Here is a 13,322-nt window from a genome sequence, read left to right on the forward strand (position 1 = left end):
CCGCCCTCGGGCAGGCGGCACCAGGGCCCCGGGGAGAGCCCCGTCGCCCCGCGCGCGGCAGGCCCGGCGCTCCCCCGGGGCGGTCAACGGCCCGCCCCTCGCGTCACCCTCGGCTCGTGACCGCGGCCAGCCACTCCGGGGCGATCTCGCCTTCGGCGACGATCACGGCGGGGCCCGTCATCTCGATCTCGCCGTCGGGCCGCTCGGTGATCACCAGGGTGCCGCCGAGCACGTCGACGGTGTACGTCACCGGGGCGCCGGTCGCCGCGGGGTCCAGGCCGTCCCTGCGGGCGGCGGCGACGGCGACGGCGCACGCGCCCGTGCCGCACGAGCGGGTCTCGCCGACGCCGCGCTCGTGCACGCGCATGGCGACGTGGCGGGGGGCGCGGTCGACCACGAACTCCACGTTCACCCCGTCCGGGTACGCGGTGGCCGGGGCGAAGGGCGGCGGCTCGTAGAGGTTGCCCGCGTGCGCCAGGTCGGCGACGAAGGCGACGGCGTGGGGGTTGCCCATGTTCACGTTGCGCGCGGGCCAGTGGCGGTCGGCCACGGACACCGTGACGTCGCCTTCGGGGAGCACGGCCTTGCCCATGGCGACGGTGACGTCCCCGTCCGGGCCGCCGGGGGTCGCGGGCTTGGCGATGTGCACGCGCTTCACGCCGCCGCGGGTGGCCACGGCCAGGTCGCCCTCGGTGACGAGTCCCGCGCGCTGGAGGTAGCGCGCGAACACGCGCACGCCGTTGCCGCACATCTCGACGATCGAGCCGTCCGCGTTGCGGTAGTCCATGAACCATTCGGCCTCGTCGGCCAGATGCCGCGCGTCCGGGTGCGCGGCGGAGCGCACGACGTGCAACAGGCCGTCGCCGCCGATGCCCGCGCGCCGGTCGCACAGGGCCGCCACGGCGGCCGGGGACAGCTCGATGGTGTTGTCGGCGTCGGGGACGATCACGAAGTCGTTCTCGGTCCCGTGCCCCTTGAGGAAGGCGATCGGCGTGCTCATTCCTCGATCGTACGGGGTGGGTACGACACCGCCGGAGGAGCGGCCCCGCGCGGGCTTCCGGCTCAGCGGAGCCGGGCCACCCGCCACACCGCGAGGACGGCGGCGGTGGCGACGACCAGGGTGTACGCGCCGACCACCCGCCAGTCCGGGCGCCGCCCCGAGCCGCGCTCCGGCAGGCCCGGCCAGGTGTAGCCGACGCGGCGGGCGGCCATCATGCCCCAGCCCGCCGCGCAGCAGCTGATGAGCAGCCCGAGCATCGCGACCACGGCACCGCCGTCGCCGAACTCGAAGGCCAGCGGGAAGGCGAACATCAGGGAGCCGACGGCGGCGAGGATCACGATCGGCGCGAGCTGCCAGATGCGCAGCCGACGCTGGGGGCGCAGTTCGACCTCGACCTCGGGCTCCGCGGCGAGCTCCGCCTCGGAGGGGCCGTCGTCGGTCACGCCGCTCACGGTCACGTCCTGGCTGTCCGGGCCGTCCGGGCTGAGCCGCGCTCCGTCCGGAGCGGTGTGCCGCTCGCCGTCATGTGCGGTGTCACGAGGGCCGGCCTCCATCGCCACGCGCCCTCCCACTTCGGACTCCACTGGTCGATCGATGGTCGATGATGGCACGGCGTCAGGTGCCGCGATGACCGGCGGAGCGTCCCGATGCCATCACGTGATCAGGCTGTGACCGCTCGTTCGACCAACGCCGCTGCTCGCCCGGGGAGTTCCCCGCGGTCGACGGCGGCTCCGCTGAGCCAGTGCACCCGGGGATCACGGCGGAACCACGAGTCCTGACGGCGCGCGAAACGCTTGGTAGCGCGTACGGTTTCGGCGCGCGCCTCTTCCTCGGTGCACTCCCCCGCGAGCGCCGCGAGGATCTGCTGATAGCCGAGCGCGCGGGACGCCGTGCGCCCCTCCCTGAGTCCCTGCGCCTCCAGCGCGCGCACCTCGTCGACGAGCCCCTCCTCCCACATGCGGTCCACGCGTACGGTGATGCGTTCGTCCAGCTCGGGGCGGCCCACGTCGACGCCGATCTGCACGGTGTCGTACACGGACTCGTGACTGGGCAGGTTGGCGGTGAAGGGCTTCCCCGTGATCTCGATGACCTCCAGGGCGCGGACGATACGGCGGCCGTTGCCGGGCAGGATCGCTCGGGCCGCTCCGGGGTCGGCGGCGGCGAGCCGGGCGTGCAGCGCGCCGGGGCCGTGCAGCTCCAGCTCGTCCTCCAGGCGGGCGCGCACGACGGGATCGGTGCCGGGGAAGTCCAGCTGGTCCACGGCCCCCCTGACGTACAGGCCCGAGCCGCCGACGAGGATCGGCCAGCGGCCCTCGGCGAGCAGCCGGTCGATCTCGGCGCGCGCCAGCTTCTGGTACTCGGCGACGCTCGCGGCCTCGGTGACGTCCCAGATGTCCAGGAGGTGATGCGGGACGCCGGCGCGCTCGGCCTGCGTCAGCTTGGCGGTACCGATGTCCATCCCTCGGTACAGCTGCATCGAGTCGGCGTTGACGACTTCGCCGCCGAGGCGCTGCGCCAGGAAGACTCCCAGATCGGACTTTCCGGCCGCGGTGGGCCCGACGACGGCGATGACCCGCGGGGCGGGGGCTGCACTACTCACCGCCCCAGTCTCGCAAATCACGCCGCGACTGCCCGAACGAGCTACGTGACGGCACGGCTGCGGGTTCGTTGCCTGTTGCGAGGTCCCGGCCGCCGGTTTCGAGGCCGGTAACCCGGGCGACGCAATCGGACGCACCGGGTGACGCGGGATTTCGCCCACACGAGTAACGTATGGAGTAGTTATGGGTGTTTTTTCACGTTTCCGCCGCAAGAAGTCCGAGGCATCGACTGAGGAGGCTGCGGCGGCGACGCTCACGGCGGAGCCGGAGGGCGCCGCTGAGTCTTCCGATGCCACGGAGACCGCCGAGGCCGAGGCGGCCGCCGCGGACGATGCCACGGGCGAGGCGAAGGCCGAGGCCGAGGACGGCAAGGACGATACGGGCGACAAGGCGGAGGCCGCCGAGGCGGCCGCCGCGGAGAACGTGGAGATCCCCAAGCAGCAGTCCGCCCAGGAAGCGGCCGACAACGAGGCCGGTGAGGGCGCCCGCAAGTGACTCCCGGTGAGGCAAGGTGAACCGATGGGCTTCCTGCAGAATCTGAAAGCCAAGCTCGCCCCCGCGAAGGACAAGGTCTCCGGCCTCGCGCAGCAGCACGGGGACAAGATCGACCAGGGCCTGGACAAGGCCGCGAAGGTGGTCGACAGCAGGACCAAGGGCAAGTACAGCGACAAGATCCAGACGGGGACGGGCAAGGCGAAGGACGCCCTGGATCGCCTCGCCGGGAGCCACGACGGCAAGGGCACGGGGGACGGCACCACTCCCCCGTCGTCGCCGTCACCCCCGTCGGCCTCCTGAACACACCGACGGACGGCCGTGAAGCGCGCTCAGCTTCACGGCCGTCGGCGTGTGCGGAGGGGCGCCTTCGAGGTGTCCGCCGGGGCCGTCACGGGCTCACCGAAGCCGTCAGGTGCCCGCCAGAGCCAGGTGGGCCCGCCGAAGCCGTCGGCGGGCCACCGGGGCCGCTCAGGCCCGCTAGGGCTCTTGGCGACCCCTCGAAGGCCGCTCACGGCCCACCAGGGCGCTGGCGGCCCATGGGCGCCGCGCCCTCAGCGCGGCTCGTGGACAGGCCGCCGCCAGGCCCGCCTAGGACCAGGCCGCCACCAGATAGCCCACCCCGTAGGGCGCGTCGTCGAAGAGCAGGGCTCCGCGCAGGCCCGCGCCCTCGGCGGCGCCCGCGAGCACCTGCCAGGGGGCGCGGCCGGCGGCCTTCAGCTCGTACGCCAGCTCGGCGTCCAGGGACTTGAGCGCCGCCACGTCCGCTGCGCCCAGGGCCTCGGCGACGCGTACGTCGAAGCCCTCCGCCCGGTCGTCGAGATAGCCGGGTGCCTTCAGCGTGCGGCAGGCGCTGGCGTCGCCCATGACCAGCAGTGCCACCCGGTCGGCGCGGGCGGCGATTCCTTCCCCGCTCCGGATGCACCGCTCGGGCTCGAGCGGTTCCCCCACGCCGAGGCCCTCCACGGGCGCGGCCGACCACTTCGTGCGGCCGAGCAGCCACGCGCCGACGGCCAGGGAGGTCGGGAGTTCCCGCTCCGGCTCCGGGGCGCCCTGCTCGGGGGACGCTTCGCCCAGCGTGACGTCGAGGTCGACACCGAAGCCGCGGAACGATCCGCGGGCGCCTTGCGCATGAGGGCCACGGCCGCTCCGGTCGGCGGGGCCGACGACCACCAGGAGGTCCGGCCGGGAGGCGGCGAGGACGGCGATCGCGTCCGAGCAGGCCGCACGCGCGGCGTCCAGCTCGGGCGCGGCGCCCGCGGCGACCTCGGGCACGAGCAGCGGCGGGCAGGGGCAGACGGCAGCGGCGACAAGCATGATCCGCAGCGTAACGCTCACCACGGACAGCGGGGAGGGCGACCGCCGGGGCGCGGCCGACACAGTGCCCGTCGACGAGTGTCACTGTCGACAGGGCACGCGGTCCCGGTAACGCGGTCCCGACAAGGAGACGGGACAGGCGGTGGCGGCGGGGCGGGAGGCGGAACGCGCCAGGTGCCCGCGCGGGGCACCCGGCCGCGAACGGTCAGTCGAGGCTGCAGCCGCCGCCCGTGGCCACCGGCAGGGGCTCCGGGACGCCGACCTTGGGGAGGCCGAGCAGGACACCGGCCGGCTTCGCGGCCTCGGCGGTGTTGCGCTTCTCCCAGGCGTCGCCCGCGCGCGTGCGGCGCACGTCGAGCACGGGGCCCTCGGCGAGCAGGTGGTGCGGCGCCGCGTACGTCACCTCGACGGTCACCACGTCGCCGGGGCGCACCTCGGTGTCCGGCTTGGTGAAGTGGACCAGGCGGTTGTCGGGGGCGCGGCCGGACAGGCGGTGCGTGGCGCCGTCCTTGCGGCCCTCGCCCTCGGCGACCATGAGGTCCAGGGTGCGGCCGACCTGCTTCTTGTTCTCCTCCCAGGAGATCTCCTCCTGGAGGGCCACCAGGCGCTCGTAGCGCGCCTGCACGACCTCCTTGGGGATCTGGCCGTCCATCTCGGCGGCGGGGGTGCCGGGCCGCTTGGAGTACTGGAAGGTGAAGGCCTGGGCGAAGCGGGCCTCGCGGACCACGTGCAGGGTCTGCTCGAAGTCCTCCTCGGTCTCCCCGGGGAAGCCCACGATGATGTCCGTGGTGATGGCCGCGTGCGGGATGGCGGCGCGGACCTTCTCGATGATGCCCAGGTAGCGCTCCTGCCGGTAGGAGCGGCGCATGGCCTTCAGGACGGGGTCCGAGCCGGACTGCAGCGGCATGTGCAGCTGGGGCATCACGTTCGGCGTCTCGGCCATCGCGGCGATCACGTCGTCCGTGAAGTCGCGCGGGTGCGGCGAGGTGAAGCGGACCCGCTCCAGGCCCTCGATCGCGCCGCAGGCGCGCAGGAGCTTGCTGAAGGCCTCGCGGTCGCCGATGTCGGAGCCGTACGCGTTGACGTTCTGACCGAGGAGGGTGATCTCGGAGACGCCCTCGGCGACGAGGGCCTCGATCTCGGCGAGGATGTCGCCGGTCCTGCGGTCCTTCTCCTTGCCGCGCAGGGCGGGCACGATGCAGAACGTGCAGGTGTTGTTGCAGCCGACGGAGATCGACACCCAGGCCGCGTACGCGCTCTCGCGGCGCGTGGGCAGCGTCGAGGGGAACGCCTCCAGGGACTCGGCGATCTCGATCTGCGCCTCTTCCTGGACGCGGGCGCGCTCCAGGAGGACCGGCAGCTTGCCGATGTTGTGCGTCCCGAAGACGACGTCGACCCAGGGGGCCTTCTTGACGATGGTGTCCCGGTCCTTCTGCGCCAGGCAGCCGCCGACGGCGATCTGCATGCCGGGGCGCGAGGCCTTCCTCGGGGCGAGGCGGCCGAGGTTGCCGTACAGGCGGTTGTCGGCGTTCTCACGCACCGCGCACGTGTTGAAGACCACCACGTCGGCGTCGCCGTCGGAGCCCTCGGGGGCGCGCACGTATCCCGCGCCCTCCAGGAGCCCGGAGAGGCGCTCGGAGTCGTGGACGTTCATCTGGCACCCGTAGGTGCGCACCTCGTAGGTCTTCAATCCGTCCACTGCTCCACCAGCCACGTCGTCACCGCTCACCCGTCCAGGGTAAAGGCTTGGATCAGTACACCGTGCGGAGCGGCCCGGCGGCCCGGGCCCGGCGGGGACAGCCCCTCGGGGCGGCGCCCTCGCGGCCGGGCCGGGCGCCCCCTTGCGGCGGTCCGGTCCTGGGCACCCAACTCGCCCCGCTAGATTGCGTGTTGGCAACCGCACCGGCCCACCCCTCGCGCCAGGAGGCGATCACGTGACCGGGAACCCTTCCCCTGAGGTTCCGCCAAGCGCCCCGGAACCGTCCCCCAAGGAGGCCGCCGACGCCGTACGGAGCCGGATCAACACCGCGCAGCCGCACACGGCGCGGATCTGGAACTACTGGCTCGGCGGCAAGGACAACTACGCGGTCGACCGGGAGGCGGGCGACCGCATCCGCGAGCTGCACCCCGGGATCGGTGACTACGCGCGCGCGGACCGGCTGTTCCTGGGCCGCGCGGTGCGCCACCTGGTGACCGACCTCGGGGTGCGCCAGTTCCTCGACGTCGGCACCGGCCTGCCGACGGCAGACAACACGCACGAGGTGGCCCAGCGGATCGCCCCGGAGTCACGCATCGTCTACGTAGACAACGATCCGTTGGTCCTCACGCACGCGCGTGCCCTGCTGACCAGCTCCCCTGAGGGGCGCACCGACTACTTGGACGCCGACATGAGGGACGTCGAGAGCGTCCTGAAGCACGCGGCGCGGACTCTGGACTTCAGTGAGCCGGTCGCACTGATGCTCCTGGGGGTCGTGATTTTCATCGACGACGACGAGGAGGCCTACGGTCTCGTACACCGCCTCATGGACGCCCTGCCCGCCGGGAGCCATCTGGTCCTTTCGCACACGATCACCAGCCCGGCGATGCCGGACGTGGACGCGGCGGTGGCCTTCTGGAACGAGCACGGCACTCCGAAGCTGACGCAGCGCACGCCCGACCGGGTCGCGCGGTTCTTCGAGGGCCTCGACCTGCTGGAGCCCGGCGTGGTCTCGTGCTCGCGCTGGCGCCCGGATGGAACCGGCGGCGATCCGGCGGCGCTGCCGGACGAGGTGGCCATGTACGCGGGCGTGGCCCGCAAGGGCTGAGCCGCACGCGCAACGGGCCCCTGCGCGGCCCGTCAGGGCAGCGGGGCCCAGACCGTGCGCCCCCGGGAGTCCCGTTCCGCCCTGCCGAAGACCACGTCGGCGAAGTGGACGCCGAAGCCCAGCGTGCCGGACTCGGTCAGCTCGCCCACGAGCCAGTGGCGGTACTCGGCCGCGACGCCGGGGTCGTGGTCGACGGCCGCCGACCACTCCGGGTGGGTGACCTGCACCGGCGAGTGCAGGGCGTCGCCGAAGGCCAGGAGCCGCTGCCCGCCCGAGGTGATCTCGAAGGTCACGTGCCCCACCGTGTGGCCCGGCCGCACGAGGGCGCGTACGCCGGGGAAGACCTCCTCGCCGTCCGTGAGCGTGCGCACCTTGGGCGCGAGGACGGCCAGGACCTCCTCGGTCGCGCCGTGGCTCGCGGCGAGGTGGCGCTGGTCCCACTCGGGCTTCGCGACGAGGTAGGCGGCCCGCGTGAAGGCGGGCTCGGCGCTGCCCGGGGCCGGGTTCCAGGCCCACCCGAGGTGGTCGCCGTGCAGATGCGTGAAGGCGACCGCCTCGATCGTGCCGGGGGCGCGGCCCAGCTCGTCGAGGCTGTCGAGGAGCCGGCCGCTGCGCAGGGCGCCTATCAGGGGGTTGTCCGGGGCGTCCGGGAAGGTCCGCGGGCCGAATCCGGCGTCGATCAGCAGGGCGCGGTCGCCGTGCTCGACGAGCAGCCCGCCGACGCTCGCCACGAGGTGCCCGCGCTCGTCCAGGTGGTCCGCGTACGTCACCCAGTCGCTGTCGGTCGCGGCGGGCAGCCAGCCGCGGGGCTTGAGGCCCACGGCACCGTCCGCCACATAGCTGACGCGCAGTTCGCCGAGGGAGAACGTACGGGTGCGGGCGGGCCTGCGGAGCCGCTCGGCGGCGTCTTCCGCACGCGACGGTGCGGCGGCGTCGACGGGCGCGTCAGCGGTGTTCTCGGGCGTGGGCATGGGGCCTCCAGGGCAGTCGGTTGGACCGTCGGCGCGGCCGTCACACCGCCGCACCGAGGAAAACGTTAGAGCTAGAACCATTCGAGTTGCAACCATTTGAGTTGCATGGACTGAGTAGGCTGGGAGCCATGGCGAACACGCACGGGAACGCTCGGGACGGCGACCAGGCGGGCCGTACGGCGGTCACGAGCGCGGAGGCGGCCCCGGAGGGCCGTACGACGGTCGCGAGCGCGGAGACGGCCCCGGAGACGACCGAGGACCTCCCGGCGGCCGACTGGCGCGTCTGCGGCCTCGTGAACGCCCTCGCCCGGCGGATCGAGACGCACGTGCGCGAGCACGCCACCGCTCTCGGCCTGACCGCGCCGCAGGCCGTCGCGCTGCGCGAGCTGACCGGGCCCCTGACCCTGCGCGAGCTGGCACAGCGGATGAGCTGCGAGCCGTCCAACGCCACGTTCGTCTCCGACCGCCTGGAGGAGCAGGGGCTCGTCGAGCGCCGCCCCCACCCCAGCGACCGCCGCGCCAAGCAGCTCGTCCTCACCCCCCGAGGCACCGGCCTGCGCGAGCGCCTGATGGCGTCGCTCTCCAAGGAGTCCCCGCTCAGCGCCCTGTCGGACCGGGAGCAGGACACGCTCCGCGAGCTGCTGACCCGGGCCGTGGTGCGCTAGAACGCCCCGCCCGAAGAGAAACCGCCCCGTCCGAAGAGAACGGCCCGCCCCTGGGCCCGCTCGGGCCCTGGTCACCACGGCGAGGGAAATGGCAGGATCGCGCCCATGTTCGCGGCCCTGCCCCACCTCACCCGACGGCGCGCCCTCCAGGGCTCGGCCGCGGGTCTCGTGGTGTTCGGGCTGCTCCTGTGGTGGCTGCTCCCGATGGGAGACGAGTCACCCAAGGGGCGGATGAGCTTCAGCACCGGCGTCAAGGGCGCCGTCTACGAGACGTACGGGAACCTGCTGCGGAGCGCCGCCGCCAAGGACATGCCGGACGTCACCATCGACCTCCTGAACAGCCAGGGGTCGCAGCAGAACGTGCAGCGGGTGGCCACCGGGAAGGCCGACTTCACCATCGCGGCGGCCGACGCCGTGGAGAAGTACCGGCTGGACGGCGGCCCCGGAGCGGACCGGCTGCGGGGCTGCGCCCGCCTGTACGACGACTACGTGCACATCGTCGTGCGCCGCTCGTCGGACATCGCGTCGGCGCGGGACCTGCGCGGGAAGAAGGTCGCCGTCGGGCAGCCGCGCTCGGGGGTGCACCTGATCGCCGACCGCGTCCTCCAGGCCGCCGGGCTCGACCTGAGGAAGGACCTCACAGCGCTGCCCGCCGGCATAGACACCGCGCCCGAGCTGCTGCGGCGCGGCAAGATCGACGCCTTCTTCTGGTCCGGCGGACTGCCCACGACGTCCGTGCAGAAGCTCTCCGAGCGCCTGAGCATCCGCCTCGTACCGCTGGGCGACCTCGTCGACGCCCTGCACCGGCAGGGCCGCGAGTCGCGCTACTACCGTGCCGCCGTCATGCCCGCCGACGCCTACCCGGAGGCCCAGCAGAACGCGTCCGTGCGCACCCTGGCCGTGGCCAACCTCCTGGTGACCACCGACCGCGCCGACCCGAAGCTCACGGAGGGGCTGACCCGTACGGTCATCGACAGCCGCGACCGCATCGGCGCGCGCGTGCACGCCGCGCAACTGGTCGACCTGCGGACGGCCCTGTACACGCACCCCTTGGCGCTGCACGAGGGCGCGCGGCGCTACTACCGCTCGGTCAAGCCTTAGCCATCGGCGGGCCCGCGGGAGCCTGCCGGGGCACGCCGACCGTCGCCTTCAGGCCGTGCGGCTCGTGGCGGGCGTACACCAGGGAGCCGCCGCCCGCGGCGAGCAGCGCACGGGAGATGGACAGGCCGAGGCCGGAGCCCTTGACGTTCTGGTGGCGGTTGCTGCGCCAGAAACGGTCGCCGATGCGGGCCAGTTCGTCGTCGGTGAGGCCCGGGCCGCCGTCGGTGACGACGACCGTCGTCACCGCGTCGGCCGAGGCGACCCGCACCTCGACCCGCTCCCCCGCCGGCGTGAACTTCAGGGCGTTGTCGATCACCGCGTCCAGGGCGCTGGACAGCGCGATCGGGTCCGCCCAGCCGGTGGTCGCCGGGCAGTGCCCCTCCAGGCGGACGCCCCGCTCCTCGGCGAGCGGACGCCAGGACGCCACGCGCTCGGCCGCCAGCTCGCCGATGTCGGTGAGCTGGAGGTCCGCCGCGGCGTGCTCGGCGAGCGCCAGGTCCAGGAGGTCGTCGAGGACCTGGGCGAGACGCTTGCCCTCGGTGCGGACCGAGGCGATCTCCTCATTGCCCTCGGGCAGCTCCAGGGCGAGCAGCTCGATGCGCAGGAGGAGCGCGGACAGAGGGTTGCGCAGTTGGTGGGAGGCGTCGGCGACGAAGGCGCGCTGCTGCTCCAGGACGTCCTCGACGTGGTCGGCCATCTCGTTGAACGAACGGGCCAGGCGCCGGAGTTCCGGCGGCCCGCCGGCCGCCGCGACCCTGGAGGCGAGGCGCCCGGTCGCGATGTCGTGCGTGGTCGCGTCCAGGACGCCCACCGGGCGCAGGATCCAGCCGGTGAGGCGCAGCGCGGCGCCGACCGCGAGGAGCATCGCCGCCGACTCGCCCGCGACGATCAGCAGCCAGCCGTGCAGGGTCTTCGCGCGCATGCGCCCGGTGGGCGAGTCGGTGACGACGACGGCGACCACGTCCCCGTCGCGGATCACCGGTGACGCCACGACGATGCGCCCGCCTTCCTGCCAGGGCCACACCTGAGGCGGGTCGTGGCTCCCCCGGGAGCGCAGCGCCTCTTCGAAGGCGTTGCTCACGGGGTGGCCCGCGCCGGGCAGGAACCACGCGGCCGGGGCGTGCGCCATGGGGTACCTGTCGCGGAAGAAGACGCCCGCCTTGATGCCGTAGACCTCGTTGTAGTAGTCGAGTTCCTTCTGGAGGGTCTCGCGCCGCTCGTCCTTGTCGCGCATGCGCGAACCGGCGGGCCGTTTCGTGACGAACTGCGCGAGCGAGGCGAAGCGCGCCGTGTCGTCGATGCGGTCGACGACGACCTTCTGCTGCTGGGCCGACGCCACGCTCACGGCGAGCGGGAAGCCCAGGGCCAGCAGGACGCCCGCCATCAGGACGATGAGCAGCGGCAGGAGACGGGCGCGCACCTGGGCCCGCTACGACGCCGGGGCGACGAGCCGGTACCCGACTCCGCGCACGGTCTCGATCAGGGCGGGCATGTGCAGCTTGGCCCGCAGGGACGCGACGTGCACCTCCAGCGTGCGGCCCGTGCCCTCCCAACTGGTGCGCCACACCTCGCTGATGATCTGCTCCCGGCGGAAGACCACGCCGGGCCGCTGGGCGAGCAGCGCGAGCAAGTCGAACTCCTTGCGGGTCAGTTGCACCTTGGCACCGTCCACGCTGACCTGACGGGTGGGAAGTTCGATGCGTACGTTGCCGAGTCGCAGCTCCGTCTCGGCGGGGGCCGCGGCGGCCTCGGCGGCGGACGGGCGGCGGGTGACGGCGTGGATGCGCGCGATGAGCTCCCCGGTGTCGTACGGCTTCACCACGTAGTCATCGGCTCCGAGATTCAGGCCGTGGATGCGGGAGCGCACGTCGGCGCGGGCCGTCACCATGATGACCGGGGTCTGCGTGCGCTTGCGGATCTTCCCGCAGACCTCGTAGCCGTCCTGGTCGGGCAGGCCGAGGTCGAGGAGCACCACCCCGAAGGGTGCCGCGTCGCCCGGCAGCAGGGCCTGGAGGGCCTCCTCGCCGTTGCGCGCGTGGGTGACGGCGAAGCCGTGCCGGGCCAGGACCGCGGACAAGGCGGCGGCCACGTGGTCGTCGTCCTCGACGAGCAGCAGTCTCATGCGGCCCTCCTCCAGCCCATAGGCTCCCCTGTAGTTCATCGGTCGTACCGTCAGTTCATTGATCGTTCCGCTCCCGCTCGCGTGCGGGGTACGCCCTTTGCCGTAGGCGTCTCGTACGCGCGCGTGCGCGCGGATCCAGCGGTGTGCCGGACGCTTCCTCGCGCCCCAAGGCATCCACGCCGATGGATAAGGACCGCGTCAAGGCCCTTCGGGTCACGGACACGTTCCGTTATGCACCCGGTACGCGCGCGGGGCGCCCTCTTCACGCGGAGTGTCCGGTTGCGGCCGGATCGTTATGCTCAATTTCCCCTCAGATGTAATGACGCTGGTCGCACCGGGTTACTACTGTCCTCCCAACCCGAGGAGGATGGAGCAACAAGCCGTGACCGAAGTATCGGTGACCAAGGACGCCATACCCGCGGCGGACGACCTTGTCGTGCTGAAGAACGTCAACAAGCACTTCGGCGCACTGCACGTCCTCCAGGACATCGACCTGACCATCGCCCGCGGTGAAGTCGTCGTCGTGATCGGGCCCTCCGGGTCCGGCAAGTCGACGCTGTGCCGCACGATCAACCGCCTGGAGACCATCGACTCCGGCGCGATCACGATCGACGGCAAACCGCTGCCCCAGGAGGGCAAGGAGCTCGCCAGGCTCCGCGCCGACGTGGGCATGGTCTTCCAGTCCTTCAACCTCTTCGCGCACAAGACCGTGCTCGAGAACGTGATGCTGGGCCAGGTCAAGGTGCGCAGGACGGCCAAGGCGGAGGCGGAGGAGAAGGCACGCGGTCTGCTCGACCGCGTGGGCGTCGGCACCCAGGCCGACAAGTACCCGGCGCAGCTCTCCGGCGGCCAGCAGCAGCGTGTGGCGATCGCCCGGGCGCTCGCCATGGGGCCCAAGGTCATGCTCTTCGACGAGCCCACGTCGGCGCTCGACCCCGAGATGATCAACGAGGTCCTCGAGGTGATGCAGCAGCTCGCCCGGGACGGCATGACCATGGTCGTCGTCACCCACGAGATGGGCTTCGCCCGCTCGGCCGCCAACCGGGTCGTCTTCATGGCGGACGGCCGGATCGTCGAAGAGGCCACGCCGGACCAGTTCTTCAGCAACCCGCGCAGCGACCGTGCCAAGGACTTCCTGTCGAAGATCCTGCACCACTGACGCGCCGCACGCGCTCCCGCGCGCGGGACGCCTCATCGGACGCATGACGCTCGGCAGCGTCTCCCCCAACCTCCGCCGAAACGAAGGATGTTC

At 72.7% G+C, this 13,322-nt stretch carries 14 protein-coding genes; 6 read left to right on the forward strand and 8 right to left on the reverse strand.

Translation table 11 applies throughout. The features are described 5' to 3' along the window. Positions 1 to 103: 103 nt before the first annotated feature. The 3 genes from dapF to miaA form a co-directional block, all read right to left on the reverse strand. Complete coding sequence (gene dapF / locus AC5WAM_RS11760) at positions 104 to 1,000, reverse strand: diaminopimelate epimerase (protein WP_366794159.1); 897 nt, start codon at positions 998 to 1,000, stop codon at positions 104 to 106. A 62-nt stretch (positions 1,001 to 1,062) separates the two neighbouring features. Beyond that, positions 1,063 to 1,554 (reverse strand): hypothetical protein, encoded by a 492-nt coding sequence (locus AC5WAM_RS11765; protein WP_495523564.1) that lies wholly within the window; start codon positions 1,552 to 1,554, stop codon positions 1,063 to 1,065. Positions 1,555 to 1,661: 107 nt separating this feature from the next. Further along, positions 1,662 to 2,600: a tRNA (adenosine(37)-N6)-dimethylallyltransferase MiaA gene (gene miaA / locus AC5WAM_RS11770; RefSeq protein ID WP_366794160.1), complete on the reverse strand. Its 939-nt coding sequence runs from the start codon at positions 2,598 to 2,600 to the stop codon at positions 1,662 to 1,664. Positions 2,601 to 2,781: 181 nt separating this feature from the next. Between miaA and AC5WAM_RS11775 the strand changes: the two genes are divergently transcribed. Further along, positions 2,782 to 3,093, forward strand: coding sequence for a hypothetical protein (locus AC5WAM_RS11775; protein ID WP_366794161.1), 312 nt, complete (start codon positions 2,782 to 2,784; stop codon positions 3,091 to 3,093). A gap of 24 nt (positions 3,094 to 3,117) precedes the next feature. Beyond that, the gene (locus tag AC5WAM_RS11780) at positions 3,118 to 3,393 is read left to right on the forward strand and encodes an antitoxin (RefSeq protein ID WP_366794162.1); all 276 of its coding nucleotides are present in this window, start codon (positions 3,118 to 3,120) and stop codon (positions 3,391 to 3,393) included. Between the two features lie 288 nt (positions 3,394 to 3,681). Here AC5WAM_RS11780 and AC5WAM_RS11785 read toward each other — a convergent pair whose 3' ends face one another. Next, complete coding sequence (locus tag AC5WAM_RS11785) at positions 3,682 to 4,407, reverse strand: class III extradiol dioxygenase subunit B-like domain-containing protein (protein ID WP_495522568.1); 726 nt, start codon at positions 4,405 to 4,407, stop codon at positions 3,682 to 3,684. A gap of 205 nt (positions 4,408 to 4,612) precedes the next feature. Then, positions 4,613 to 6,121 (reverse strand): tRNA (N6-isopentenyl adenosine(37)-C2)-methylthiotransferase MiaB, encoded by a 1,509-nt coding sequence (miaB, locus tag AC5WAM_RS11790; protein ID WP_495523565.1) that lies wholly within the window; start codon positions 6,119 to 6,121, stop codon positions 4,613 to 4,615. A 304-nt stretch (positions 6,122 to 6,425) separates the two neighbouring features. On the opposite strand from miaB, the gene AC5WAM_RS11795 reads away from it, so the two are divergent. Next, complete coding sequence (locus AC5WAM_RS11795) at positions 6,426 to 7,211, forward strand: SAM-dependent methyltransferase (RefSeq protein WP_495523566.1); 786 nt, start codon at positions 6,426 to 6,428, stop codon at positions 7,209 to 7,211. A gap of 32 nt (positions 7,212 to 7,243) precedes the next feature. Here AC5WAM_RS11795 and AC5WAM_RS11800 read toward each other — a convergent pair whose 3' ends face one another. Further along, positions 7,244 to 8,182 carry an MBL fold metallo-hydrolase gene (locus AC5WAM_RS11800; RefSeq protein WP_495522569.1) on the reverse strand — a complete coding sequence of 313 codons (939 nt, stop codon included), beginning with the start codon at positions 8,180 to 8,182 and terminating at the stop codon, positions 7,244 to 7,246. A gap of 128 nt (positions 8,183 to 8,310) precedes the next feature. Between AC5WAM_RS11800 and AC5WAM_RS11805 the strand changes: the two genes are divergently transcribed. Together AC5WAM_RS11805 and AC5WAM_RS11810 are read left to right on the forward strand one after the other, a co-directional pair. Beyond that, positions 8,311 to 8,847 (forward strand): MarR family winged helix-turn-helix transcriptional regulator, encoded by a 537-nt coding sequence (locus tag AC5WAM_RS11805; protein ID WP_495522570.1) that lies wholly within the window; start codon positions 8,311 to 8,313, stop codon positions 8,845 to 8,847. Between the two features lie 105 nt (positions 8,848 to 8,952). Further along, positions 8,953 to 9,948, forward strand: coding sequence for a TAXI family TRAP transporter solute-binding subunit (locus AC5WAM_RS11810; protein ID WP_495522571.1), 996 nt, complete (start codon positions 8,953 to 8,955; stop codon positions 9,946 to 9,948). Here AC5WAM_RS11810 and AC5WAM_RS11815 read toward each other — a convergent pair. Continuing rightward, complete coding sequence (locus tag AC5WAM_RS11815) at positions 9,938 to 11,368, reverse strand: sensor histidine kinase (RefSeq protein ID WP_495522572.1); 1,431 nt, start codon at positions 11,366 to 11,368, stop codon at positions 9,938 to 9,940. The genes AC5WAM_RS11810 and AC5WAM_RS11815 overlap by 11 nt on opposite strands. 9 nt (positions 11,369 to 11,377) lie before the next feature. Beyond that, complete coding sequence (locus tag AC5WAM_RS11820; RefSeq protein ID WP_242724509.1) at positions 11,378 to 12,070, reverse strand: response regulator transcription factor; 693 nt, start codon at positions 12,068 to 12,070, stop codon at positions 11,378 to 11,380. A 382-nt stretch (positions 12,071 to 12,452) separates the two neighbouring features. On the opposite strand from AC5WAM_RS11820, the gene AC5WAM_RS11825 reads away from it, so the two are divergent. Beyond that, positions 12,453 to 13,229 (forward strand): amino acid ABC transporter ATP-binding protein, encoded by a 777-nt coding sequence (locus AC5WAM_RS11825; RefSeq protein ID WP_030680539.1) that lies wholly within the window; start codon positions 12,453 to 12,455, stop codon positions 13,227 to 13,229. Positions 13,230 to 13,322 lie beyond the last annotated feature (93 nt).

This window comes from Streptomyces sp. JLYT201, assembly GCF_059448825.1.